Annotated in this window: 22 protein-coding genes; 14 read left to right on the top strand and 8 right to left on the bottom strand. The window is 39.8% G+C overall.

Going from position 1 to position 25025, the window contains the following annotated elements; all coding sequences use genetic code 11:
- Positions 1–454: 454 nt before the first annotated feature.
- From malQ to FQT24_RS07265, 3 genes are all read left to right on the top strand, one after another.
- A complete protein-coding gene (gene malQ, locus FQT24_RS07275) occupies positions 455–1972 on the top strand; it encodes a 4-alpha-glucanotransferase (RefSeq protein WP_143952583.1) in 1518 nt (505 codons plus the stop codon).
- A 25-nt stretch (positions 1973–1997) separates the two neighbouring features.
- Complete coding sequence (glgP, locus tag FQT24_RS07270) at positions 1998–4256, top strand: glycogen/starch/alpha-glucan family phosphorylase (protein ID WP_143952582.1); 2259 nt, start codon at positions 1998–2000, stop codon at positions 4254–4256.
- Positions 4257–4439: 183 nt separating this feature from the next.
- Positions 4440–4895, top strand: a complete 456-nt coding sequence (locus FQT24_RS07265) for a hypothetical protein (protein ID WP_143952581.1) — start codon at positions 4440–4442, stop codon at positions 4893–4895.
- 126 nt (positions 4896–5021) lie between these two features.
- On the opposite strand, the gene FQT24_RS11080 is transcribed toward FQT24_RS07265, so the two are convergent.
- Both FQT24_RS11080 and FQT24_RS07255 read right to left on the bottom strand, forming a co-directional pair.
- Positions 5022–5153 carry a hypothetical protein gene (locus FQT24_RS11080; protein WP_260666458.1) on the bottom strand — a complete coding sequence of 44 codons (132 nt, stop codon included), beginning with the start codon at positions 5151–5153 and terminating at the stop codon, positions 5022–5024.
- A 302-nt stretch (positions 5154–5455) separates the two neighbouring features.
- Positions 5456–6106: a hypothetical protein gene (locus FQT24_RS07255; protein WP_143952580.1), complete on the bottom strand. Its 651-nt coding sequence runs from the start codon at positions 6104–6106 to the stop codon at positions 5456–5458.
- A 166-nt stretch (positions 6107–6272) separates the two neighbouring features.
- On the opposite strand from FQT24_RS07255, the gene FQT24_RS11190 reads away from it, so the two are divergent.
- Positions 6273–6479 carry a hypothetical protein gene (locus tag FQT24_RS11190; RefSeq protein WP_143952579.1) on the top strand — a complete coding sequence of 69 codons (207 nt, stop codon included), beginning with the start codon at positions 6273–6275 and terminating at the stop codon, positions 6477–6479.
- A 341-nt stretch (positions 6480–6820) separates the two neighbouring features.
- Here the strand turns inward: FQT24_RS11190 and FQT24_RS07245 are convergent, their stop codons facing one another.
- On the bottom strand, positions 6821–7669 hold the full coding sequence (locus FQT24_RS07245; RefSeq protein WP_143952578.1) for a putative RNA methyltransferase: 849 nt from the start codon (positions 7667–7669) through the stop codon (positions 6821–6823).
- A gap of 151 nt (positions 7670–7820) precedes the next feature.
- On the opposite strand from FQT24_RS07245, the gene FQT24_RS07240 reads away from it, so the two are divergent.
- On the top strand, positions 7821–8099 hold the full coding sequence (locus tag FQT24_RS07240; RefSeq protein WP_000910910.1) for a DUF6110 family protein: 279 nt from the start codon (positions 7821–7823) through the stop codon (positions 8097–8099).
- A 1-nt stretch (position 8100) separates the two neighbouring features.
- Positions 8101–10164 (top strand): heavy metal translocating P-type ATPase, encoded by a 2064-nt coding sequence (locus tag FQT24_RS07235; RefSeq protein WP_143952577.1) that lies wholly within the window; start codon positions 8101–8103, stop codon positions 10162–10164.
- Between the two features lie 77 nt (positions 10165–10241).
- Here FQT24_RS07235 and tyrS read toward each other — a convergent pair whose 3' ends face one another.
- On the bottom strand, positions 10242–11498 hold the full coding sequence (gene tyrS / locus FQT24_RS07230; RefSeq protein WP_000546884.1) for a tyrosine--tRNA ligase: 1257 nt from the start codon (positions 11496–11498) through the stop codon (positions 10242–10244).
- Positions 11499–11712: 214 nt separating this feature from the next.
- Between tyrS and FQT24_RS07225 the strand changes: the two genes are divergently transcribed.
- From FQT24_RS07225 to FQT24_RS07195, 7 genes are all read left to right on the top strand, one after another.
- On the top strand, positions 11713–12879 hold the full coding sequence (locus tag FQT24_RS07225; protein ID WP_143951979.1) for an IS30 family transposase: 1167 nt from the start codon (positions 11713–11715) through the stop codon (positions 12877–12879).
- Between the two features lie 304 nt (positions 12880–13183).
- Entirely contained in the window at positions 13184–15646 is a 2463-nt protein-coding gene (gene pbp1b, locus FQT24_RS07220) for a penicillin-binding protein PBP1B (protein ID WP_143952576.1), read from the top strand.
- Positions 15647–15702: 56 nt separating this feature from the next.
- Positions 15703–16614, top strand: a complete 912-nt coding sequence (locus FQT24_RS07215; protein ID WP_143952575.1) for a DMT family transporter — start codon at positions 15703–15705, stop codon at positions 16612–16614.
- A 228-nt stretch (positions 16615–16842) separates the two neighbouring features.
- Positions 16843–17541, top strand: a complete 699-nt coding sequence (dapD, locus tag FQT24_RS07210) for a 2,3,4,5-tetrahydropyridine-2,6-dicarboxylate N-acetyltransferase (protein WP_000127460.1) — start codon at positions 16843–16845, stop codon at positions 17539–17541.
- A 67-nt stretch (positions 17542–17608) separates the two neighbouring features.
- Complete coding sequence (locus tag FQT24_RS07205) at positions 17609–18739, top strand: N-acetyldiaminopimelate deacetylase (protein ID WP_143952574.1); 1131 nt, start codon at positions 17609–17611, stop codon at positions 18737–18739.
- Between the two features lie 11 nt (positions 18740–18750).
- Positions 18751–19290 carry a 5-formyltetrahydrofolate cyclo-ligase gene (locus FQT24_RS07200; protein ID WP_143952573.1) on the top strand — a complete coding sequence of 180 codons (540 nt, stop codon included), beginning with the start codon at positions 18751–18753 and terminating at the stop codon, positions 19288–19290.
- A complete protein-coding gene (locus tag FQT24_RS07195) occupies positions 19274–19951 on the top strand; it encodes a rhomboid family intramembrane serine protease (RefSeq protein ID WP_143952572.1) in 678 nt (225 codons plus the stop codon). The genes FQT24_RS07200 and FQT24_RS07195 overlap by 17 nt, the downstream gene beginning before the upstream one ends.
- A 65-nt stretch (positions 19952–20016) precedes the next feature.
- On the opposite strand, the gene galU is transcribed toward FQT24_RS07195, so the two are convergent.
- From galU to argS, 4 genes are all read right to left on the bottom strand, one after another.
- Positions 20017–20916 (bottom strand): UTP--glucose-1-phosphate uridylyltransferase GalU, encoded by a 900-nt coding sequence (gene galU, locus FQT24_RS07190; RefSeq protein WP_143952571.1) that lies wholly within the window; start codon positions 20914–20916, stop codon positions 20017–20019.
- Between the two features lie 21 nt (positions 20917–20937).
- Positions 20938–21954 carry an NAD(P)H-dependent glycerol-3-phosphate dehydrogenase gene (locus tag FQT24_RS07185; protein ID WP_143952570.1) on the bottom strand — a complete coding sequence of 339 codons (1017 nt, stop codon included), beginning with the start codon at positions 21952–21954 and terminating at the stop codon, positions 20938–20940.
- Between the two features lie 169 nt (positions 21955–22123).
- Positions 22124–22369 (bottom strand): hypothetical protein, encoded by a 246-nt coding sequence (locus FQT24_RS07180; RefSeq protein WP_000084859.1) that lies wholly within the window; start codon positions 22367–22369, stop codon positions 22124–22126.
- 368 nt (positions 22370–22737) lie between these two features.
- Positions 22738–24429 (bottom strand): arginine--tRNA ligase, encoded by a 1692-nt coding sequence (argS, locus tag FQT24_RS07175; RefSeq protein ID WP_143952569.1) that lies wholly within the window; start codon positions 24427–24429, stop codon positions 22738–22740.
- Positions 24430–24564: 135 nt separating this feature from the next.
- Between argS and argR the strand changes: the two genes are divergently transcribed.
- Complete coding sequence (gene argR, locus FQT24_RS07170; RefSeq protein ID WP_001231476.1) at positions 24565–25011, top strand: arginine repressor; 447 nt, start codon at positions 24565–24567, stop codon at positions 25009–25011.
- Positions 25012–25025: the final 14 nt, after the last annotated feature.

Raw genomic sequence — 25025 nt, 5'->3', positions numbered from 1 at the left:
ATAATGAGGAAACGCAAACGTTTTCCTTTATGGGACTAGTATAGCACAAATAGAAAACGGTTGCAAGTGTTTTTTGTAAAAATTTTAAAAAAATTTCACGAAAAGGGTAAGCGTTTTATTTGTTTATAATAGAAGAAAAGTCAGAAAATATATTTTCACTATTTTACTGAAATTATTTAGGGAAACGATTGCCTAAATTTTGAACAAAAAATAAATTGCTCTAGACCAAAAGTAGACTAAGTTGAGCCTTCCATTTGTAGTTGAAGAAGATTTTGCAAATAGAAAAGAAAAATGTATATGTATACATAAATAAGGACAAGTTTTTTTAAAAAATAATCAAAAAGTTTTTTTAAAACCGCTTGCAATTCTTCCAAAAATGAAGTATACTTATATTAACGCAAACGTTTGCGCCCAAAAATGAAAAATTAAACTACAAATACACGAGGTGTTGTTTATGAAAAAACGTCAAAGTGGTGTGTTGATGCACATCTCTTCTCTCCCAGGAGCCTACGGAATCGGATCGTTTGGTCAGAGTGCTTATGACTTCGTTGATTTCTTGGTTCGTACAAAACAACGTTACTGGCAAATCCTTCCATTAGGAACAACTAGTTACGGAGATTCTCCTTACCAATCTTTCTCAGCCTTCGCAGGGAACACTCATTTTATCGATTTAGATATCTTGGTGGAGCAAGGCTTGTTGAAAGCAAGTGACCTTGAAGGAGTTGACTTTGGTAGCGATGCGTCTGAAGTTGACTATGCTAAAATCTACTATGCACGTCGTCCTCTTTTAGAAAAAGCGGTAAAACGTTTCTTGGAAGTAGGAGATGTTAAAGATTTTGAGAAATTTGCTCAAGACAACCAATCATGGCTTGAGCTCTTTGCTGAGTATATGGCTATCAAAGAGCATTTTGACAATCTTGCTTGGACTGAATGGCCAGATGCAGATGCTCGTACTCGTAAAGCTTCAGCACTTGAAAGTTACCGTGAGCAATTGGCAGACAAGTTGGTTTACCACCGTGTGACTCAATACTTCTTCTTCCAACAATGGTTGAAATTGAAAGCTTATGCTAACGACAACCACATCGAAATCGTTGGGGACATGCCAATCTACGTAGCGGAAGATTCAAGCGATATGTGGGCTAATCCACACCTCTTCAAGACAGATGTCAACGGTAAGGCGACTTGCATCGCAGGATGCCCACCAGATGAGTTTTCTGCAACTGGTCAGCTTTGGGGTAACCCAATCTATGACTGGGAAGCAATGGATAAAGACGGCTACAAATGGTGGATTGAACGCTTGCGTGAAAGCTTCAAAATCTACGATATCGTTCGTATCGACCACTTCCGTGGTTTCGAATCTTACTGGGAAATCCCTGCTGGTTCCGATACAGCAGCACCTGGTGAGTGGGTGAAAGGTCCGGGCTACAAGCTTTTTGCAGCCGTTAAGGAAGAACTTGGTGAGCTAAACATCATCGCTGAAGACCTTGGCTTCATGACAGATGAAGTTATTGAGTTGCGTGAACGTACTGGCTTCCCAGGAATGAAGATTCTTCAATTTGCTTTCAATCCAGAAGACGAAAGTATCGATAGCCCACACTTGGCACCTGCTAACTCAGTTATGTACACAGGAACACACGATAACAATACGGTCCTTGGTTGGTACCGTAACGAGATCGATGATGCGACTCGTGAGTACATGGCTCGCTATACTAACCGTAAAGAATACGAAACAGTTCCACACGCTATGCTTCGTACAGTCTTTTCATCAGTTAGCTTCATGGCAATTGCAACTATGCAAGATTTGCTAGAATTGGATGAGACAGCTCGTATGAACTTCCCATCTACCCTTGGTGGAAACTGGTCTTGGCGTATGACTGAAGATCAATTGACACCAGCTGTCGAGGAAGGTTTGCTTGACTTGACAACAATCTATCGACGAATTAATGAAAATTTGGTAGAATTAAAGAAATAATACAACATCAGGAGACACCTTAAACATGTTATCACTACAAGAATTTGTACAAAATCGTTACAATAAAACCATTGCAGAATGTAGCAATGAAGAGCTATACCTTGCTCTTCTTAACTACAGCAAGCTTGCAAGCAGCAAAAAACCAGTTAACACTGGTAAGAAAAAAGTTTACTATATCTCAGCTGAGTTCTTGATTGGTAAACTTTTGTCAAACAACTTGATCAACCTTGGTCTTTACGACGATGTAAAAAAAGAACTTGCAGCTGCAGGTAAAGACTTGATCGAAGTAGAAGAAGTTGAATTGGAACCATCTCTTGGTAATGGTGGTTTGGGACGCTTGGCTGCCTGCTTTATCGACTCAATTGCTACTCTTGGTTTGAACGGTGACGGTGTTGGTCTTAACTACCACTTTGGTCTTTTCCAACAAGTTCTTAAAAACAACCAACAAGAAACAATTCCAAATGCATGGTTGACAGAACAAAACTGGTTGGTTCGCTCAAGCCGTAGCTACCAAGTGCCATTTGCAGACTTTACTTTGACATCAACTCTTTATGATATTGATGTTACTGGTTATGAGACAGCAACTAAAAACCGCTTGCGTTTGTTTGACTTGGATTCAGTTGATTCTTCTATCATTAAAGATGGTATCAACTTTGACAAGACAGATATCGCTCGCAACTTGACTCTCTTCCTTTACCCAGATGATAGTGATCGTCAAGGTGAATTGCTCCGTATTTTCCAACAATACTTCATGGTTTCAAATGGTGCGCAATTGATCATCGACGAAGCAATCGAAAAAGGAAGCAACTTGCATGACCTTGCTGACTACGCAGTTGTACAAATCAACGATACTCACCCATCAATGGTTATCCCTGAATTGATTCGTCTTTTGACCGCACGTGGTATCGAGCTTGACGAAGCAATCTCAATCGTTCGTAGCATGACTGCCTACACTAACCACACAATCCTTGCTGAAGCCCTTGAAAAATGGCCTCTTGAATTCTTGCAAGAAGTGGTTCCTCACTTGGTACCAATCATCGAAGAATTGGATCGTCGTGTGAAAGCGGAATACAAAGATCCAGCTGTTCAAATTATCGACGAGAGTGGACGTGTTCACATGGCCCACATGGATATCCACTACGGATACAGCGTTAACGGGGTAGCGGCACTCCACACTGAAATCTTGAAGAACTCTGAGTTGAAAGCCTTCTACGACCTTTACCCAGAAAAATTCAACAACAAAACAAACGGTATTACATTCCGTCGTTGGCTCATGCATGCCAACCCAAGATTGTCTCACTACTTGGATGAGATTATTGGAGAAGGTTGGCACCATGAAGCAGATGAGCTTGAGAAACTCTTGTCTTATGAAGACAAAGCAGCTGTCAAAGAAAAATTGGAAAGCATCAAGGCTCACAACAAACGTAAATTGGCACGTCACTTGAAAGAACACCAAGGTGTGGAAATCAATACAAACTCTATCTTTGATATCCAAATCAAACGTCTTCACGAGTACAAACGCCAACAAATGAACGCTTTGTACGTGATCCACAAATACCTTGACATCAAAGCTGGTAACATCCCTGCTCGCCCAATCACAATCTTCTTTGGTGGTAAAGCAGCCCCAGCCTACACAATCGCTCAAGACATCATCCACTTGATCCTTTGCATGTCAGAAGTTATTGCTAACGATCCAGCAGTAGCTCCACACTTGCAAGTAGTTATGGTTGAAAACTACAACGTTACTGCAGCAAGCTTCCTTATCCCAGCATGTGATATCTCAGAGCAAATCTCACTTGCTTCTAAAGAAGCTTCAGGTACTGGTAACATGAAATTCATGTTGAACGGAGCTTTGACTCTTGGTACTATGGATGGTGCTAACGTGGAAATCGCTGAGTTGGTTGGTGACGAAAACATCTATATCTTTGGTGAAGATTCAGAAACTGTTATCGACCTTTACGCAAAAGCAGCTTACAAATCAAGCGAATTCTACGCTCGTGAAGCTATCAAACCATTGGTTGACTTCATCGTTAGCGATGCAGTTCTTGCAGCTGGAAACAAAGAGCGCTTGGAACGTCTTTACAATGAATTGATCAACAAAGACTGGTTCATGACTCTTCTTGACTTGGAAGACTACATCAAGGTTAAAGAACAAATGTTGGCTGACTACGAAGACCGTGACGCATGGTTGGATAAAGTCATTGTTAACATCTCTAAAGCAGGATTCTTCTCATCTGACCGTACAATCGCTCAGTACAACGAAGATATCTGGCACTTAGACTAAGATACAAATTTATACTAATACATCTTGTAAAAAAGCGAGTTTCGGTTGAAATTCGCTTTTTTGAATGCTTGAGTAGAAATAGATCTCAGATACTATATTTAAATGGGTCACTTATATAGGGTAGTGACTTAAAACTATTCGTTATAATTATTTTTTCTGAAAATTGTAGGAAAGTGTGTTAAAATGGAAACGTATACAAGTGGTTGTTTGAATGTCAAATTAGAATTTGGAGAGGGCTTGATTGAGGAGTATTTTGAGCAATTACTTTTAAAAACAAATTATGATACTAATGATTTATTAATTTTACACTTGTATTTCTTAAAATGTACTTTGAATGCTAAGGCAATTGATAATGTATTTGAAAATATCTATGCTAACATCTTGGAGCAAAATAATTTCTCTGATGCCAACAATATTCATTTGATTCAAAGGGTTATTGTATCAATTGTTTTATATCACTTTAATATTGAATATTATGATTTAATGCCCCAAACGCTAAGTGCTGTACGAGAAATAATAGATGAAATACAAGATTTTGCTTTAGACTACTATAATAAAGCAATAAATGGTGCGGAACTATTAAATGATAAATCATTTAGAGATAGAGTGATAGAGGAAAAAAATAAGGATTTTCCGTAATTTCAATTTAAAAACAAGACATAAATGTCTACTGACATTTATGTCTTGTTTTTTTTTTATTGATGACAGTATACTAGTTATCGTAAGATAAATAAAAAAAGAAAGAGAGTCCTCTTTTTTATAACATCATAGATAGATTGGGCCAAGCCAATTCCAATATGCATTGATAGATACTTGGTTATCTTCTTCATCCTCCCAAATATCTTTAACATTCAACAAGTATTCTAGTTCATTGTTTTCTGCTAACATATCTACCACTGCTTTTTAGATATTATATCACAACGTCTCACTTATGGAAAAAACGGCAATCAGCATTCACTAAATTACCGTTTTTTATTTGAATTCTATTGCTATTAACTACCTAATACTACTACTACCAATATTACTAATATTAGTACTAATTACCCTGAGGCCATCGTTTATAAATTGACCCAAAACGTCAAATCCGTCATAAATTCCTTTATAAATAAAGAGTCCTAAAATTATAGATGAAATAATAATACTTGCACAAATAAAATATGTACGTTTTTTTTCATTCATAATATCGATTATCTCCTAAGTTAGTATAGACTAATAGTTCCGTTTTGATTAAATGGGACTCTATAATAAGATTTGCCTGCCATACTACCTCCAAATGTAAATCCAGCTCCTAACAACTCTGCTTTAACTTGAGCTGAATCACTAGTTTCTATAACTGCTGTTAAAGTGCCATTATAAGCATACTTAATTTTTGTTGTAGGGTATCCATTTGTAGACCAAACATTAACAGTTTTGTCTTCAATAGATGTGTTTGTAATAGAATTTGTTATTCCTAAGTAATAATCTTGAACTGAGTTAATCTGACGGAAAGAACCCTCATTATATAGCTCAATATTTACGCTTAATTGAACTGTAGTTCTAGCAAATGTTGCACTTCTTTTTAATGTATGTGAAGTAACTGTAGCGCGAGAAAGATCTGGGATAAGTTCGATAGTTTCAACAACCTTTCCAGTATCAATATCAATAACAGTTGCAACTTCGTTGAATCCTGATTTTGAATATACTACTTCTGGATTAGGGATATTATAATCCTCAACAGTAAATGTTAGTTCATTGAATTTTATGACAAGATTATTATTAGTGTCGGCATTTACAGAAATAGGTAAACAAAATAATGCTAAACAACTAAATAATAGAGTAATTGGTGTTTTTTCATGACAATCACCTACCATTCTTTCATAACTAAGTTGGATATTAAGAGTTGATAATTATAGTTTGCACATTGGAATCATCTACTTTCTTATAAAAATATTAATTGAATAAGGCAATTTCTTTTTATTTGTATTCGCTTACATTTTATCATATAATGTTATTGTAGTAAAGAAAGAAGGTGTTATTATGTTGAAAAAATATTTTTCAAAATATAGATGGACTGATTTATTTTGGATTTTATTTGTTATTTTGATCTGCCTCTATATAGGTAACCATGATTTGTTTCCTCTCAATCATCAAGAAATCTCGCTTCGAGGGAGTTTCTGGGGATTTGTACTTGCCTTATATCAATTGCTATTTATTGATAAGTTTGTTATCTCGAATCGAAAATAAAGTTTAGGGCTATGCTTAGCTGTGTACCTTTAGGATTGATTTTTGGAGGAAGATTTTGTCTCTATTATTTATTATTTTAAATTTGTTTATCTTGTACAAGATCTATTCTTTGAGACGGGAGAAATCGAAATACTTGATTTATACGGCCTATATCATATTTGGGGTAAATGTACTATATGGTATTCAATGGTTATTAAAAGAACTGGTTTCCAATATTTCCACTTAATATGTATGGAAACTATAACAAAACGCATAAGATTAAGGTTTTTGAGTACCTGTTCTTATGCGTTTTCGTAATATTGAAGATTCTTAGTAAGTTTTCTACTTTTGCAAAGTCTAGTTTAGAATGCTTTCCCGACCAGAATCTCTGCTTCAATGGTAATCTCTGTCAGTTGGCTCCAGTCAATCTTAGTCTGGTCGATGTGAAAGAGTAGGGGCGTCATGCTGAGTAGGGCTTTGAGCTGCTCTGCTGTGATAGTTTTAGTCAGAGAGGCAGTTTGACTAGATAGGATGGTAAAGTGTTCTTGGAAATGATTTTTGATATCTTGGTTAGAATAATCCTTGTTTGTTAGCTGGTCTTGTACCTTCTGACGGATTTCCTTGAGGTGATTTTCAGTTGGGATAACCTTTATCAAGATACCGTCTTTGGATAAAACGCGATGAAATTCTCCATAGTTGGCAGGTGAGAAGATATCAAGCAGGATATCCATGCTAGCGTCTTTTATAGGAAGACGAGCTAAGTCACCAACGAACCAATTGACTGCCCAGTTGGGTTCGCTCTTGGCAGCGATTTGGACGGAATCTTTGGAAATATCAAAAGCATAGAAGGTTTTGTCAGGATGCCTTTCTTGGAGTTTGCGAGAATAGAATCCTTCGCCACAGCCGATATCTAAGACTGTGGTGCTAGTTTCTGAACTGGCTAGCAAGTCAGATACAGCCTCTAAGATAGCCTGATAAAATCCAGCCTCTAGGATTTGTTGGCGGTTTTGAAAATTTTCCTTATCGTAGTTGGTAGATTGCTTGATTTGAGGAGCTAGATTGACATAGCCGAATTTAGCCAAGTCAAAAGAATGGCGATTGCTACATTTGAGACTGCTCTCAACCAGAGTCAGCTTTTCTTGGCAGATAGGACAGGCAAAGGCAGTAGCAGAAGCAAAACGCTGAAGTTTGGGTTTGAGATTTGTATTCATAGTTTAAGTGTATCAAAAGAGGCAAATGAAAGCAACCTTAGGAATAAGTAGATGGGAGATTCAGTAGAAATAAAACTAATTCTCCAATTTATAGAATGAAATTGCTTTTATATCTAAATTGCTATATAATAATGATAAGGAGGAAATAAGTATGTTAAAAGAAGTACTAACCGTTGCAAAAGTTGCGAAAAAATCATCACTCTTTTTGGGTGGTGTCGCATTTGGTACCCTTGGTTTGAAAATCTTGGCAAGTAAGGAAGCTAAAAAAGGTTATTCTAAAGCTTTGGCTAAGGCTTACAAGTTGAAAGACGGGCTAGATGCATCTGTTTCTGTTGTGAAACAACATGGAGACGATGTCTTGCAAGATGCCAAATATTTGTACGAGCAAGAGAAAAAAGAAGAGCAATTAGATAGCCTTATAGGGGAATAATATGTCTTTTAAAGTGCTACATAGAGGATACCAACATATCCGACTATCATCTTCTTTTTCACTCACCTTGGATATTCAAGACTATCTTCGTTCCTTGGCGAGAGATGAAAAGGGGATTGAGTCTATCCAGTTTTACATGGATCAACAGCACTTTACTCTACGCATAAAAGAAGGCTTTTCTGTATTAGATAATGCAGAAGCCTTTTTAAAAAGAATTGATAAAGGGAAAGTTTCTGAGTTGATGACTCTTCCCATTCGTAGAGAAGAGAGTGCTTATTCTATTGTTTCAGGTGCAGCGATTAAGCGTATACTTTTTCGTAGTTTTGTGCCGTATCCTATTCGCTATCTATGGACTTGTTATCAGGCTTTTGCCTATATTAGAGAAGCCTATCAAACACTAGCGCGTAAGGAACTAACGATGGAGGTCTTGGACTGCTCGGCGATTTTATTGTCCTTGTTTATGAACCAATCCAAGACAGCTAGCAATATCATGTTTATGCTTGATTTGGGGAATCATTTAGATCAGTGGTCCTTGAAAAAAACTGCAACAGATTTAGAACAAAGCCTTCTTGCAAAAGAGAGCGATGTATTCCTAGTACAGGGCGATACGGTTGTTAGTATCAAGAGTTCTGATGTTCAAATAGGAGATGTCTTGGTCCTATCTCAAGGAAATGAAATTCTGTTTGATGGACAAGTAGTTTCAGGTTTAGGTATGGTCAATGAAAGTTCCTTGACGGGAGAGAGTTTTCCAGTTGAAAAAAGAGAGTCTGATTTGGTTTGTGCAAATACAGTATTAGAAACTGGAGAGTTACGCATTCGTGTAACCGATAATCAGATGAACAGCCGGATTTTACAACTGATTGAGTTAATGAAGAAATCTGAAGAAAACAAGAAAACGAAACAACGCTATTTCATCAAAATGGCGGACAAGGTCGTCAAATATAATTTCTTGGGAGCTGGGCTGACTTACCTATTAACAGGTTCTTTTTCTAAGGCTATCTCTTTCCTATTGGTCGATTTCTCCTGCGCTTTGAAAATCTCTACTCCTGTAGCTTATTTGACAGCTATCAAGGAGGGGTTGAACCGTGAAATGGTGATTAAGGATGGGGATGTTCTGGAGAAATACCTGGAAGTTGATACTTTCTTGTTTGATAAGACGGGAACAATCACAACTAGTTATCCTATAGTTGAAAAGGTGTTACCTTTTGGGGACTATAGTGAGGAAGATATTCTCAGAATCAGTGCCTGTCTTGAGGAACACATTTATCATCCTATTGCTAATGCTATCGTCAAGCAAGCTGAGATAGAGGGGATTGAACATGAGGAAATGCATGGGAAACTCCAATATATCGCAAGCAAGGGGATCAAATCTCATATAGACGGCCAACCAGTTCTTATTGGGAATTATGTCTTGATGCAGGATGAGCAGATTCATATCAGTTCAGAACAAAATGCTTTAATTGAAGAGTACAAGAGTCACTACAATCTCTTATTCTTGGCTTATCAGAATGAATTGATTGGAATGTTCTGCATTCATACTCCTTTGAGAAAAGAAGCAAAAGCAGCCTTGGAGAAACTTAAGGCACAAGGGAAAAAATTGATTCTGGCAACAGGGGACACCCTGGTTAGAACAGAGGAATTAGTCAAAGATTTGCCCTTTGATCAGGTCTATACAGACTTGAAACCTGATGGAAAATTTGAGTTAGTAGAGGAACTGCAGAAAGCAGGTCACACTATTTTGATGGTTGGAGATGGCTTGAATGACTCAGCTGCTCTAACCCTATCAGATATCGGTGTGGTGATGAATGAGAGTGCAGATATTTCTAAGCAGATGAGTGATATCTTATTGTTAGATAATCGTTTGGATTTCTTCCAAGAGTTGGATTCGCTATCATCATCTTTGCAAACACTCATCAAGAAGAATATTCAAGATACCGTTGTCGTAAATAGTAGTTTGATTGGCTTTGGCTTGTTTAATTGGCTCAGTCCTTCAAATCTCTCTATCTTACATAATCTAACAACCTTGCGCATTGTACTGCGTAGCCTGTCTATTAAAAATAGATAGATGAGAGTTATTAACAGCAAAAAGGAGTTACCTTTCTCGAGGTTAACTCCTTTGTTTATAGATAAATATTGAATAGTTTAGTAAGTCAATACAAAGTATTTTTTCTTACCGCGACGGATAACAGTCAGTTCGTTCTCAAGCTTATCTGCGTCACTTAAGACATAGTCAAGGTCTTGGATACGGTCGCCATTTACGTAGATAGCTCCGTTTTGGACGTCTTCACGGGCTTGACGTTTTGAGTTAACCACACCAGATGAGACGAGCAGTTCCACGATATTGTGATTTTCATCTGCTTGAACTTGGTAGTTTGGCACTCCACGAAGTCCTTGTTTAAGCTCTTTAACAGAAAGGTTTTTGATGTTTCCTGCAAAGAGTTGCTCAGTGATGTTGAGGGCTTCTTTGTAAGCTTCTTCGCCGTGAACAAGTGTAACGACTTCACGAGCCAAGACTTTTTGAGCCAAGCGTTCGTGTGGAGCCGCTTCAAATTGTTTACGGATGTCTTCAATCTCATCAAGTGACAAGAAAGTAAAGATTTTCAAGAAGCGAACAGCGTCAGCGTCCATAACGTTCATCCAGAATTGGTACATTTCGTATGGAGAAGTCTTTTCAGGATTGAGCCAGACTGCGTTTCCTTCTGATTTACCAAATTTCTTACCAGTTGCATCGGTGATCAATGGAACAGTGATAACGTGGCCAGTCTTGTCAGCCTTACGACGAAGCAACTCAGTACCAGCTGTCATATTTCCCCACTGGTCAGAACCACCGATTTGTAGTGTTACGTTGTGATCTTGGTTAAGAACGAAGAAGTCGTAACCTTGCATGATTTGGTAAGCAAACTCAGTGTATGAAATTCCTGTTTCGATCCGTTTTTTCACAGACTCCTTGCTCATCATGTAGTTGACAGTGAAGTATTTTCCGATATCACGGAGGAAGTCAATGAAGCTGATGCTGCCAAACCAGTCGTAGTTGTTGACCATGACAGCCTTGTTTTCACCATTTTCAAAGTCAAGAAAACGAGAAAGTTGTCCTTGGATAGACTTGACCCAGCCATCTACTGTGTCTTTTGTTTGGAGACTACGTTCAGCATCTTTGAAGGACGGATCTCCAATGAGACCTGTAGCACCGCCAACGAGCGCATAAGGTTTGTGACCTGCTAGCTGCAAGCGACGACTTGTCAAGATTGCGACAAGGTGGCCTAGGTGAAGGCTGTCAGCAGTTGGATCGTAGCCAGTATAATAAGAAACTTGACCTTCTTCTAGGGCTTTACGCAAAGCTTCTTCATCAGTCGTTTGAAAAATCAAACCACGCTCTTTTAGCTCATCAAAAATGTGCATGTGTCTTTTCTCCTTTTTAAAAATATTGTTTCTACCTATTGTATCACAAACTTGGGCAATAGCCTAGTAGAATAAGGAAGAAAGTGGCTATTTTATTGAAAGGCTAATTTCTCAAAGTAACTTCCACTTGCCCAACCAAAGTGGAAATTAGTCTAAAACGGATTTTTATGGTGGAATTAAGTGTGAGACGTTTGAGTTAGAAATGAGGTCTACTATGACAAAACATAAACACCTTACCCTTTCAGACCGTAATGATATCCAATTAGGCTTAGAGCGCGGTGAAACCTTCAAAGCTATCGGACAATCCATTCTAAAAGACCCAACTACTGTTTCCAAAGAAGTCAAACGAAACAGACAAGTCCGAGAGTCTACATGCGATAACCTTCCTTGCCCTTTACTCGATAAGGCTCCCTTTGTCTGTAATGGATGCCCTAAAAGAAGACAAAATTGTGGATTTAAAAAAATCTTCTACCTTGCTAAACAAGCTCAAAAACAGTACGAACAAACTCTTGTCGAAGCTCGTGAAGGAACTCCCCTTAATTCCAAGGCCTTCTGGGACATGGACAAAGTCATTTCTGATGGTGTTAAAAAGGGACAACACATCTATCATATCCTCAAAACTCATAACCTTGATGTCAGTTCCTCAACCGTCTATCGACACATCCGAAAAGGATACCTATCTATCGCTCATATTGACCTAGCCAGAGCCGTTAAATTCAAAGAAAGACGGAAAAGGAAACTACCTTCCATCCCTAAAGAAGCTAAAAAAGGCCGTTCCTATGAGGATTTCCAAAACTATTTAGTCCTTAATCAACTAGACTCTTGGCTGGAAATGGACACAGTTCTGGGGAGGATGGGAGGTAAAGTCCTACTTACCTTCAACCTGTCTTTCTGTAACTTTATCTTCGCTAGGCTTCTGGATAATAAAACTGCCCTTGAGGTTACCAAACACCTCTATACCATCAAGAACACTCTTCATGAAGCTGATAAAGATTTCTTCCAACTCTTTCCTGTCATTCTTACCGATAATGGTGGAGAGTTTGCCAGGGTTGATGATATCGAAATGGATGTGCGAGGAGAGAGTAAACTCTTCTTTTGTGACCCTAATCGCTCTGACCAGAAAGGGAGAATTGAGAAAAACCACACACTGATTCGAGACATTCTACCTAAGGGAACTGCTTTTGACAACTTAACTCAAGAGGACATCAATCTCGTCTGCTCTCATGTCAACAGTGTCAAACGTGCTGCTTTGAATGGAAAGTCAGCCTATGAGCTCTTTGCCTTTACCTATGGAGAAGAGATTCCTAAGCTTCTAGGTATTTCTAAAATACCTGCAGAAGACGTCTGTCAGTCTTCGAAATTACTCCAACATAAGTTCTAAAAACTAACCTTTAACCGCATTCAAACGTCTCACACTAACTTCCACCATAGCGGAACTTAATCTGAAACGCTTTCAGATGAGGGGATTTTGTGCGCTCTTTTTTTCGATTCCTTTTGGTTACAAAAGCGATGAAATCAAGCATTAGTAAAACCAGTGGAACTTACCCTGACACGGATTTCCACTGGTTTTTAGGATTTTTATCAGACTAACTTCCACTTCTACTAGCGGTGGAACTTAGTTTGCGAATTTACCATTTTATTGAAAGTTTACCTTTTATGGTACAATAGATAGAGTGAGGAAATCCATGCAAAATCAATTAAATGAATTAAAACGAAAAATGCTGGAATTTTTCCAGCTAGTAAAATCAAAAATAAATCATAGAAAATCAGAGAAAGTCTCAGAAGAGAAGCAGTCGGATGGGACAAGTGGGAAAGTTCTGGCTATCCTAGGTAGCATTTTAGTTGCTATTAAGGGAATTTTGAATACTCTCTTTATTCTAGGCTTTATCGGTGGACTTTTTGGTGCTGGTGTAGCTCTTGGTTATGGAGTTGCTTTGTTTGACAAGGCTAAGGTTCCCCAATCGGAGGACTTGGTCAAGCAGGTTAAAAATATTTCTTCCATCTCAGAAATTGTTTATGCAGATGGGAGTGTCATTGCTTCTATCGAGAGTGACCTACTGCGAACTTCTGTTTCATCTGAGGAAATATCAGAGAATCTCAAAAAGGCTATCGTTGCAACTGAGGACGAACATTTTCTTGAACATAAAGGGGTTGTGCCAAAAGCTGTGATTCGGGCGACTTTGGGAACCTTTGCAGGTTTGGGCTCATCTAGCGGGGGCTCGACCTTGACCCAACAGTTAATCAAGCAACAAGTGGTCGGAGATGCTCCGACCTTGGCTCGTAAGGCTACAGAAATTGTTGATGCCCTTGCCTTGGAACGCAGCATGAGTAAGGATGAAATCTTGACTACTTATCTCAATGTTGCTCCCTTTGGTCGGAATCATAAAGGACAGAATATTGCAGGTGCCCAGCAAGCTGCTGAAGGAATTTTCGGTATCGATGCCAACAAGTTGAGTATTCCTCAAGCCGCTTTCCTAGCAGGTTTGCCACAGAGTCCGATTACTTATTCCCCTTATGAAAATACTGGAGAGTTAAAGAGTGATGAAGACTTAGAACTTGGTTTGAAGCGGGCCAAGGGAGTTCTCTATAACATGTATCGTACGGGTGCTTTGACTCAGGAAGAATACGACCAGTACAAGGATTATAATATAAAACAAGACTTCTTGCCATCGGGAACTGTTAATGCTGTTTCAAGAGATTACCTTTACTTTACGGCTATGGCTGAAGCGACAGACCGTATGTATGATTATTTAGTTCAACAGGACAATGTCTCTAGTCAGGAGTTGAAAAAGGAAGCGGTTCAAAAGGCCTATCATGAGCGAGCTGAGCAGGAACTAAGTAACGGTGGCTATAAAATCACGACAACAATCAATAAAAAAATCCATAACGCCATGCAAAATGCTGTTGCTAACTATGGTCGTTTGGTAGATGATTCGACTGGGCAGCCTGAAGTAGGGAATGTTTTGATGGACAATAAAACGGGGGCTGTTCTAGGCTTCGTTGGTGGTCGTAATTACCAGACAAACCAAAACAATCACGCCTTTGATACCAAGCGTTCGCCAGCCTCTACAACTAAGCCTTTGCTGGCCTACGGTATTGCCATTGACCAAGGTTTGATGGGAAGCGCTAGTATCTTGTCCAATTATCCGACAAAATTCTCTAATGGAAATCCTATCATGTATGTAAATAGTCCAGGTACGGGCATGATGACTTTGGGTGAAGCCTTGAACTATTCATGGAATATCCCAGCCTATTGGACCTATCGTATGCTTCGTGAGAAGGGTGTTGATGTCAAGGGCTACATGGAGAAAATGGGTTACGAGATTCCGGAGTACGGTATCGAAAGTCTGCCTATGGGTGGTGGGATTGAAGTCACAGTTGCCCAGCATACCAATGGTTATCAAACAATTGCTAATAACGGTGTTTATCATCAGAAACATGTGATTTCTAAGATTGAATCACCTGACGGTAGAGTAATCTATGAATTCCAAGACAAACCAGTTCAAGTGTACTCGAAGGCAACGGCAACAATTATGCAGAGTTTGCTTCGTGAGGTGATTTCATCTCGAATCACTTCAAGTTTCCAAACGGATTTGGCTTCTATCAATTCAAGCTTAGCTCGTGCAGACTGGATTGGTAAGACTGGTACAACCAATGAAGATGAAAACATGTGGCTCATGCTGTCAACACCAAGATTGACTCTAGGTGGTTGGCTAGGGCATGATGACAACCGCCCGATGGCTAAGGGGGCTGGGCATTATCGAAATGCCAAATATATGGCTTACTTGGTCAATGCTATCCAACAGGCTGAGTCTGGTGTTTGGGGCAATGAACGCTTTAATCTTGATTCTAGTGTGACCCAATCTCAGGTCCTCAGATCTACAGGACAGAAGCCAGGCAAAGTATCCGTTAATGGAAAAACAGTTGATCTTTCAGGTTCTACTGTAACGAGCTATTGGGCTAATAAGGCGGGAGCTCCTACAACAAGCTATCACTTTGCTATTGGAGGAAGTGAAGCAGATTACCAAAATGCTTGGTCAAGTATTATTGGTAGTTTCTCATCTACACCAAGTTCAAGTAGTAGCTCAAGTAGTAGTTCTAGCAGTACATCAAGTTCATCATCAACACAATCAAATAGTAGAAGATAGGAAAGTGGCATTGATTGCCACTTTTTTCTTTTTTCCTTTCGTGTTACAATAAAGGTATGAATCAGTATCAGAAAAAGATTGTTAAAGGAACCATTTATTCGCTCCTATCCGGCTTAATATGGGGAATCTGTGGAATTTTAGGAGAATATTTCTTTACTCATTACCAGGTGTCTTCGGGCTGGATTACCTCTATGCGTTTGACACTAGCAGGGAGTCTTGTGCTCATTTGGTCTGCGATGCAATTAAAATTGCAAGTGTTAGATATCTGGCGAGATAAGAAAAATTACCTACCCTTTTTAGCCTATGCTATTTTGGGGATTTTTTCAGTTCAGTATTTTTTCTATCTCTGTGTAGAATACTCAAATGCAGCGACAGCAACTATTTTACAGTTTATTAGTCCAGTCTTTATCCTCTTTTACAATCGCTTAATTTATAAAAAACGAGCGTCCAAAAGTGCTATTTTCTATGTTTTGATTGCCATGTTGGGTGTTTGCCTGATGGCGACAAAGGGAGATCTCTCTCAATTATCTATGACACCACTAGCGCTTGTGACGGGTTTGCTGAGTGCCATGGGGGTCATGTTTAATGTTATCTTGCCTCAACCTTTTGCGAAGCGCTATGGTTTTGTACCCACGGTTGGGTGGGGGATGATTTTGGCAGGTTTATTTAGCAATGTCCTCTCGCCGGTTTATCAGCTTTCCTTTACTCCGGATATTTGGAGTATCTTGATTTGCCTCATTATCGCTTTCTTTGGGACGGCTTTTGCCTTTTTCATTTCCATGAAGGCTGTGTCCTTGGTTTCTCCCTTGGTGGTTTCTGTTATTAGTGCCAGTGAACCTCTCTCTTCTGCCCTTTTGAGTGTTTTATTTTTAGGCTTGGTAGTGGATTGGTCCCTCCTTCTAGCTATGGCTCTGATTATTTTACCCATGATTTTCCTATCGATAGAAGAAGCGAAAGAAAGTAAATAAAAAGTCTTTTCTTAATTCTAAAAGTGTGCTATACTAGAATAGTCAATAAAACACGGGGAGATAGTTGTGAAGAGTGTTTTTAGGTTGTATCGGTAGGGGCTTGCTTTTACCGACAGCACGTTTTATCTCACATCCCTAAAAATCATACCTAAAAACAAACAAAAAGGCTTCAAATTTGAGGCCTTTTTTGGTAGAATAGGTATCATTAAAATGAACTAGGAGGCGCCTATGACTGCTACAAAAATGAACGCTCAAGAAATTATCCAATTTATCGCCAATGCTGAAAAGAAAACCAGTGTGAAAGTAACCTTTGAGGGACAACTCGCAACTGCTGTACCAAGCTCTGTTGTCAAACTAGGGAATGTCCTATTTGGAGACTGGAAAGATGTGGCTCCGCTTCTCGATGGTTTGGTAGAAAACCAAGACTATGTTGTTGAGCAAGACGCTCGTAATTCTGCAGTTCCTTTGCTAGATAAACGTGCTATCAATGCTCGTATTGAGCCGGGTGCTATTATCCGTGATCAGGTTGAAATTGGTGACAATGCTGTTATCATGATGGGAGCGGTTATCAATATCGGTGCTGAAATTGGTGCAGGAACCATGATTGACATGGGTGCTATCCTTGGTGGCCGTGCTATCGTGGGGAAAAACAGCCACGTTGGTGCAGGTGCCGTTCTTGCAGGTGTGATTGAGCCAGCTAGCGCAGAACCAGTCCGTGTTGGAGATAATGTTCTCATCGGTGCCAATGCAGTGGTTATCGAAGGGGTCCAAATCGGTAGTGGTTCAGTTGTCGCAGCAGGAGCTATTGTTACCCAAGATGTCCCAGAAAACGTGGTGGTAGCAGGTGTTCCAGCTCGTATCATTAAAGAGATTGATGCCCAAACCCAACAAAAAACAGCGCTAGAGGATGCGCTTCGTACCTTATAATTGTAAAAGTAATAAAGAGGCGGAACCCTTCTTCCAGCCTCTTTCTGCTATATCGGAGGATAGATAGATGTTAGATTTGATTCAGACTAGACGAGATTTGCACCAGATTCCAGAGATTGGCTTGGAGGAGTTCAAGACTCAAGCTTATCTGTTGGATGTGATTGAGAAATTGACTGCGGGCAAGGAGTTTGTTCAAGTTCGTACTTGGCGGACAGGTATTTTGGTCTATTTGCAGGGAAGTCAGCCAGAGCGTACCATTGGTTGGAGAACAGATATTGATGGCCTGCCTATTGTCGAACAAACAGGACTTCCTTTTGCTTCTCAGCACCAAGGTCGCATGCACGCCTGTGGACATGATTTCCACATGACTATTGCCTTGGGCTGTCTTGAGCGAGCACTTGAGGAGCAACCAAAGAACAATCTGCTCTTTCTGTTTCAACCTGCTGAAGAAAATGAAGCTGGTGGCATGCTCATGTATGAGGATGGCGCTTTTGGAGACTGGTTACCAGACCAGTTTTATGGCCTTCATGTTCGACCAGATTTGAAGGTTGGTCAGATTGCGACCAATACTCATACACTCTTTGCAGGTACTTGCGAGGTGAAAATCCGTTTCAAAGGCAAAGGAGGACACGCAGCCTTTCCTCATGAAGCCAATGACGCCTTGGTGGCGGCTAGTTACTTTGTGACCCAGGTGCAGTCAGTTGTCAGCCGCAATGTCAACCCAATCGAGGGAGCAGTGGTGACCTTTGGTCTTTTCCAAGCCGGAACAACAAACAATGTCATCACAGACACAGCCTTTTTACATGGAACTATTCGGGCTTTGACACAGGATATGAGTCTCTTGGTACAAAAGCGGGTCAAAACAGTTGCAGAAGGAGTTGCAGCTGCCTTCGATATGGAAGTCGAAGTGGAACTCAAACAAGGTGGTTACCTGCCTGTTGAGAACCATCCAGCCTTGGCGCGTGAACTGATGGACTTCTTTGAAAAAAAAGACGGAATCGAGCTGATTGATATTGAACCTGCTATGACAGGTGAGGACTTTGGTTATCTCCTTTCAAAGGTTGATGGCGTTATGTTCTGGCTTGGTGTAGGTAGTCCCTATGCCCTTCATCACCCTCAGATGAATCCTAAGGAAGAAGCCTTAGCTATTGGGGTGGACGCGGTCTCTAGTTTCCTGAAAAAGAAAGCAGCAGAGTAGAGGTGGTGTCTATGAAATCGGAATTACGGAAGCAAGTATTGCAAGAAATGAAGGCTTTACCTCTAGAGCAAAAACAGTTTATAGATCAAACTTTAACCGAAAGACTTTTACAACACCCCTTTTACCAAGAAGCTAAGATCATCGCAACCTACCTCTCTTTTCCTCATGAGTTTCAAACGCAGGAACTGATTGAGCAGGCGCTGAAGGACGGCAAGAAGGTTCTGATACCCAAAACTTATCCCAAGGGACGCATGAACTTTGTAGTCTATGATCCGCAACAGTTGGTAAAAACTTCCTTTGGCTTACTGGAACCACAGGGAGATTTGGAAGTGGTGGATGCCTCTCAGATTGATTTGATTCATGTTCCGGGCTTGGTTTTTACGACGAAAGGATATCGGATAGGATACGGTGGAGGTTATTATGATCGCTATCTGAAACATTTTTCTGGTCATACTTTGAGTACGATATATCCTTGTCAAATTCAGGACTTTATCCCTGAAAACCATGATATTCCTGTTCAGGAGGTTCTGATTGATGAAGGAAATCTTTGATAGACGTTACCCTGTGACGAGTTTCTTCCTCTTAGTGACGGCCTTGGTGTTTTTACTAATGTTGGTGACTACAGGAGGAAACTTTGACAGGGCGGATACATTATTTCGATTTGGAGCCATGTATGGGCCAGCTATTCGCCTCTTTCCTGAGCAAATTTGGCGTCTCTTTTCTGCCATTTTTGTTCATATTGGTTGGGAGCATTTCATTGTTAATATGCTTTCCCTTTATTATCTTGGTAGGCAAGTAGAGGAAATTTTCGGATCCAAGAAGTTTTTCTTTCTCTATCTTTTATCAGGAATGATGGGTAATATCTTTGTTTTTGTATTTAGTCCAAAATCCTTAGCAGCAGGAGCTTCTACTTCTCTCTATGGGCTATTTGCTGCGATTATCATTCTCCGCTATGCAACGCGTAATCCTTATATCCAACAGCTAGGGCAATCTTATCTGACACTTTTTGTGGTTAACATTATTGGAAGTGTTCTGATTCCAGGAATCAGCCTAGCAGGCCATATCGGTGGTGCAGTTGGTGGAGCATTTCTAGCAATTATCTTTCCAGTTCGAGGAGAAAGACGGATGTATAGTACCAGCCAGAGGTTAGGAGCGGTAGTCTTGTTTGTAGGACTCGCAGTCTTGCTTCTCTACAGGGGAATGGGGTTGTGAGAGCTTATAATAATAGTTGTGTAATGAAAAAAGATAAGGCATTTTTGAACCTTATCTTTTTTATTTTATTCCTTCTCAGCTAATTCTTTTCCTAGTTGGATGAGGTAATCTTTCAAGTCATCTTTGACTTGTGGGTGCTTGAGGGCATAGTCAATAGATGTTTTCATAAAGCCAAACTTATCCCCAACGTCGTAACGAGCTCCTGTAAATTCGCGGGCGAAAACACGTTGTGTTTTATTAAGCGTATCAATAGCGTCGGTAAGTTGGATTTCATTTCCAGCGCCAGGAGCTTGATTTTCGAGGATATCAAAAATTTCTGGTGTGAGCAGATAGCGTCCGATGATTGCCAAATCACTTGGAGCATCTTCTGGAGCTGGTTTTTCAACGAAGGTTTCGACACTGTAGAGACCATTAATCCCTTCACCCTGAGGAGCTATAACTCCATATGCTGAAACGTCTGCATGAGGGACAGGCATAACAGCAATTGTTGATGCGTGAGTCGTCTCGTAATCGTTCATCAATTGTTTTGTCAAAGGGACAGCATGGTCATCTGTAATATCCATTAGGTCATCACCAAGCATGACAACGAAGGGCTCATTCCCTACAAAAGCTTTGGCTTGTAAGACAGCATCTCCAAGCCCACGAGGATGGCTTTGACGGATAAAGTGAAGGCGAATGCCAGTTGTTTCGTCTACCAATTTTAACAAGTCATGTTTGCCTTTTTCTTTGAGGTTGTACTCAAGCTCAAAGTTTGAGTCAAAGTGGTCTTCAATAGAACGTTTTGATTTACCAGTGACAACCAGAATATCTTCAATACCTGATTTAAGAGCTTCTTCTACGATAAATTGGATAGTTGGTTTGTCCACAATTGGCAACATCTCTTTAGCAAGTGCTTTGGTTGCTGGTAAAAATCGAGTTCCAAGTCCAGCGGCAGGGATGACTGCCTTTCTAACTTTTGATGTCATAAGAATCCTTTCTCTAGAGGGTTAAGACCACTCATTTTCTGCTTTAAATTCATTGTTCATGATGTCGTAAATGGCATCTTTAATATTGGTTCCGTGGTAAATAACTTGGTAAATGGCTTGTGTAATTGGCATATAGACTCCAAGTTCTTGCGCTAGTTCATAGGCTGCTCGAGTTGTTGAGATTCCTTCAATCACCATGCCCATATTGGCTTCGATATCAGCTAGAGATTCTCCACGACCAAGAGCATCTCCGGCTCTCCAGTTACGAGAGTGGATGGAGGTTCCCGTTACGATCAAGTCTCCTACACCGGATAAGCCACTATAGGTCAATGGACTGGCCCCAAGTGCTACTCCTAGGCGGGTAATTTCTGCCAAGCCTCGAGCGATGATGGCTGCCTTGGCATTGTCACCAAATCCCAAACCATGTAAAGCTCCAGCACCGACAGCAATAATATTTTTAAGAGCACCAGCAGTTTCAACTCCGATAACATCCGTATTGGTATAAAGTCGAAAGTAGTGATTACTAAAGAGTTCCTGAACATATTGAGCTGTTTGTAAATCTTTAGAAGCAGCAGTGATTAAAGTCAGGTCACGTACAATGGTTTCTTCCGCATGACTAGGTCCTGAAACAACGACAATATCACTGCGGAGATGTTCAGGAATTTCTTCTTCAAGGATAGTTGATAATCGTTTATGGCTATCAGGCTCTAATCCCTTTGATGCGTGCATGATGATAGCCTTATGGTCTAAGGTTTTTGCAACTTGTTGGGCAACAAGTCGTGTCACTTTTGTTGGGACAACAAACAAAATCGCATCTACATCTTTTAATGCCTCTGCTAAGTCAGTGTAGGCAATGATATTTCCGTCTAGAACGACATCTTTAAAGTAGTGCTTGTTAGTATGATAGGTATTAATTTCATTGATTTGCTCGGGCAGATTTCCCCAAATACGTACCTCGTGTCCATTGTCATTTAAGACTTGTGAAAGGGCAGTTCCCCAAGAACCAGGCCCCAAGACGGCGACGGTTTGTTTTTCCATGTTTTCCTCCTTGATAGAGTTCTCTTTTTATTTTATCACATTCTAGGGGATTTTGCACTTGCATTGCTGGGGGAGTGGTGGCTTTATTACTTAAAAAAATACACAAAAACCGAGACTCAGTATTAAACTCTTAGTCTCGGTTTTGATATTCCTTAAAGAATAGCTCGGTTTATTTCAATTGATCTGTAATGTCTTTTGATAGCAACATTCCCAGATGATAAGTTTTATTGATGTAAGCAATGACATCATTGATATTTTCAGTCGTGTGAATTTTCTCTTTGATATCAGCCCTAAATGTTTCATCCTTTAAAAGTTGTTCTTGGTAGAGCCTTTGCAGTCTCTCCTTCTCGTACTTATTGAGCAGAAAAAGGAACACCAAGCTAATTACAACGAGGATATAAGCATATTGGCTCATAGAAAATCTCCCTGTATGGTAGAAGTAGTAGTGAATAAATCGATTTAGTGGACTTAAAATAGTAGAGCAAGTCAGCAAAACTTGATAAGTCTCTTAACCAAATCGATATTATTTGGTTAGGTGAATTAGTAAATCGTTTAGGCAATGCGCCACATAGTTACGACGTATTGTAATAGAAATCGATATTATTTCTATTACAATACTAGTGAAGCAGTTAGCTAGTCCGCATATAAGCGGCTAGCGTCTAACAATTAGGAACTTTAGTTCCAATAACCTTAAGATTACGACGTTTTAGGACATAAATCGATCATATTTATGTCCTAAAACTAGTGAAGCGCCTAGCCAAATCTCTGATAGGATTTGGCGATTTACATCTTCTCTGGCGCTTCTACTCCAAGCAAGCGAAGGGCTTCTTTGAGAACGACTGCGGTTGCGTAGCTGAGAGCTAGACGGCTGTCGCGTTCAGGATTTTCGTCTAGGATACGTGTATGTGCATAGTACTTGTTAAAGGCTTGAGCCAAGCTAATTGCAAATTTAGCAATGATAGAAGGTTCAAAGTTATCCGCAGCACGGTTGATAATACGTGGGAAATCTTGGATGAGTTTAATGATTTCCCAGCTTTCTGCATCATTTAAGCTGTAATTAGCCTCTGTTTCTGGTTTGAAGTTTGCTTTGCGTAAGATAGATTGGATACGAGCGTAGGCATATTGAACGTAAGGTCCAGTTTCACCCTCGAAGGATACCATAGCTTCTAGGTCGAAGTCGTATCCATTTGTACGGTCGGTTTTGAGGTCATAGAATTTAATGGCTCCAACCCCAACAGCATGCGCTACTTGGTCTTTATTTTCAAGTTCAGGATTTTTAGCTTCAATTTGGGCTTTGGCACGGCTAACAGCCTCTGCAACTGTAGGCTCTAGCAAGATGACATTCCCTTTACGGGTAGAGAGTTTTTTCCCTTCTTTTGTAACCAAACCAAAAGGAACGTGAGTAATGTCGTCACTCCAATCGTAGCCCATTTCTTGCAAGACAGCTTTGAGTTGTTTAAAGTGGGCAGATTGCTCTTGACCAACGACGTAGATAGATTTAGCAAATTGGTATTCGTTTTTACGGTAAAGGGCTGCAGCCAAGTCACGAGTGATATAGAGAGTTGCTCCATCAGATTTTTTGATAAGGGCTGGATGTTCAATTCCATATTTTTCAAGATTGACAACTTGGGCCCCTTCTGACTCAACAAGAAGGCCTTTTTCAGAAAGAATGTCTACAACTGCATCCATCTTATCGTTGTAGAAGGCTTCTCCGTTGTAGCTGTCAAATTCGACTTGCAATTCATTGTAAAGGCGGTTAAATTCGACCAAACTTTCATCACGGAACCATTGCCAAAGAGCGAGAGCTTCCTCGTCGCCATTTTCAAGTTTACGGAACCATTCGCGTGCTTCTTCATCCAAGCTAGGGTCATTTTCAGCCTCAGCGTTGATGCGGACATAGAGTTTAAGAAGTTCATCGATTGGATGAGCTTTTACAGCTTCTTCGTCTCCCCATTTTTTGTAGGCAACAATCAACATCCCAAACTGTTTACCCCAGTCTCCTAAATGGTTGACCTTGACCGTTTGATAACCGATTTTTTGGAAAATATGTGATAAGCTATCTCCGATAACAGTTGAGCGCAGGTGACCGATAGAGAATGGTTTAGCGATATTGGGACTAGACATATCGATCACAACATTTTCTTGTTTGCCAATATGTTGGTCAGCATAGTGTTCTTTTTCAGTGATAACTGCTTGCAATACTTGAGCAGAAATAGCAGATTTATCAAGGAAAAAGTTAACGTAAGGACCAGTTGCTACAACTTTTTCAAAGGCTTGGCTGTTAATTTTTTCAGCCAGTTCAGCCGCAATCATTTGAGGTGCTTTACGTTCGACTTTGGCAAGAGAAAAAGCAGGGAAGGCGATGTCTCCCATTTCTGAGTTTTTAGGGGTTTCCAGTAAATTTAAAATAGCCTCTTGGTCCAGGCTATCAATGACGCTAGCCAACTCGCTAGCAATCAATTCTTTTGTATTCATTAAGAGCTCCTTTTTGGACTTTTCTACTATTTTATCATAATTTTAAAGAAAGAAGAAAAAATTTTTGAAATCTCCTGTTTTTTTGGTATAATATAGTTATAAAAATAGTTATAAATATTCATATAAGAGGATTTTATGAGAAAAAGAGATCGTCATCAGTTAATAAAAAAAATGATTACTGAGGAGAAATTAAGTACACAAAAAGAAATTCAAGATCGGTTGGAGGCGCACAATGTTTTTGTGACGCAGACAACCCTGTCTCGTGATTTGCGCGAAATCGGCTTGACCAAGGTCAAGAAAAATGATATGGTGTATTATGTACTAGCAAATGAGACAGAAAAGATTGATTTGGTGGAATTTTTGTCTCATCATTTAGAAGGTGTTGCAAGAGCAGAGTTTACCTTGGTACTTCATACCAAATTAGGAGAAGCCTCTGTTTTGGCAAATATTGTAGATGCAAACAAGGATGAATGGATTTTAGGAACAGTTGCTGGTGCCAATACCTTATTGGTCATTTGTCGAGACCAGCACGTTGCCAAACTCATGGAAGATCGTTTGCTAGATTTGATGAAAGATAAGTAAGGTCTTGGGAGTTG

Origin of the sequence: Streptococcus mitis, from assembly GCF_901542415.1 — a bacterium.
In the GTDB taxonomy this organism is placed as follows: Bacteria; Bacillota; Bacilli; order Lactobacillales; family Streptococcaceae; genus Streptococcus; species Streptococcus mitis_BL.
This window is presented reverse-complemented; position numbering and strand designations above follow the sequence as displayed.

What these genes read in the sequence shown, in the direction of transcription:
- malQ (WP_143952583.1), top strand. Translation starts at nt 455, where the DNA reads ATGAAAAAACGTCAAAGTGGTGTGTTGATGCACATCTCTTCTCTCCCA.
- glgP (WP_143952582.1), top strand. Translation starts at nt 1,998, where the DNA reads ATGTTATCACTACAAGAATTTGTACAAAATCGTTACAATAAAACCATT.
- FQT24_RS07265 (WP_143952581.1), top strand. Translation starts at nt 4,440, where the DNA reads ATGGAAACGTATACAAGTGGTTGTTTGAATGTCAAATTAGAATTTGGA.
- FQT24_RS07255 (WP_143952580.1), bottom strand. Translation starts at nt 6,106, where the DNA reads ATGGTAGGTGATTGTCATGAAAAAACACCAATTACTCTATTATTTAGT.
- FQT24_RS11190 (WP_143952579.1), top strand. Translation starts at nt 6,273, where the DNA reads ATGTTGAAAAAATATTTTTCAAAATATAGATGGACTGATTTATTTTGG.
- FQT24_RS07245 (WP_143952578.1), bottom strand. Translation starts at nt 7,669, where the DNA reads ATGAATACAAATCTCAAACCCAAACTTCAGCGTTTTGCTTCTGCTACT.
- FQT24_RS07240 (WP_000910910.1), top strand. Translation starts at nt 7,821, where the DNA reads ATGTTAAAAGAAGTACTAACCGTTGCAAAAGTTGCGAAAAAATCATCA.
- FQT24_RS07235 (WP_143952577.1), top strand. Translation starts at nt 8,101, where the DNA reads ATGTCTTTTAAAGTGCTACATAGAGGATACCAACATATCCGACTATCA.
- tyrS (WP_000546884.1), bottom strand. Translation starts at nt 11,498, where the DNA reads ATGCACATTTTTGATGAGCTAAAAGAGCGTGGTTTGATTTTTCAAACG.
- FQT24_RS07225 (WP_143951979.1), top strand. Translation starts at nt 11,713, where the DNA reads ATGACAAAACATAAACACCTTACCCTTTCAGACCGTAATGATATCCAA.
- pbp1b (WP_143952576.1), top strand. Translation starts at nt 13,184, where the DNA reads ATGCAAAATCAATTAAATGAATTAAAACGAAAAATGCTGGAATTTTTC.
- FQT24_RS07215 (WP_143952575.1), top strand. Translation starts at nt 15,703, where the DNA reads ATGAATCAGTATCAGAAAAAGATTGTTAAAGGAACCATTTATTCGCTC.
- dapD (WP_000127460.1), top strand. Translation starts at nt 16,843, where the DNA reads ATGACTGCTACAAAAATGAACGCTCAAGAAATTATCCAATTTATCGCC.
- FQT24_RS07205 (WP_143952574.1), top strand. Translation starts at nt 17,609, where the DNA reads ATGTTAGATTTGATTCAGACTAGACGAGATTTGCACCAGATTCCAGAG.
- FQT24_RS07200 (WP_143952573.1), top strand. Translation starts at nt 18,751, where the DNA reads ATGAAATCGGAATTACGGAAGCAAGTATTGCAAGAAATGAAGGCTTTA.
- FQT24_RS07195 (WP_143952572.1), top strand. Translation starts at nt 19,274, where the DNA reads ATGAAGGAAATCTTTGATAGACGTTACCCTGTGACGAGTTTCTTCCTC.
- galU (WP_143952571.1), bottom strand. Translation starts at nt 20,916, where the DNA reads ATGACATCAAAAGTTAGAAAGGCAGTCATCCCTGCCGCTGGACTTGGA.
- FQT24_RS07185 (WP_143952570.1), bottom strand. Translation starts at nt 21,954, where the DNA reads ATGGAAAAACAAACCGTCGCCGTCTTGGGGCCTGGTTCTTGGGGAACT.
- FQT24_RS07180 (WP_000084859.1), bottom strand. Translation starts at nt 22,369, where the DNA reads ATGAGCCAATATGCTTATATCCTCGTTGTAATTAGCTTGGTGTTCCTT.
- argS (WP_143952569.1), bottom strand. Translation starts at nt 24,429, where the DNA reads ATGAATACAAAAGAATTGATTGCTAGCGAGTTGGCTAGCGTCATTGAT.
- argR (WP_001231476.1), top strand. Translation starts at nt 24,565, where the DNA reads ATGAGAAAAAGAGATCGTCATCAGTTAATAAAAAAAATGATTACTGAG.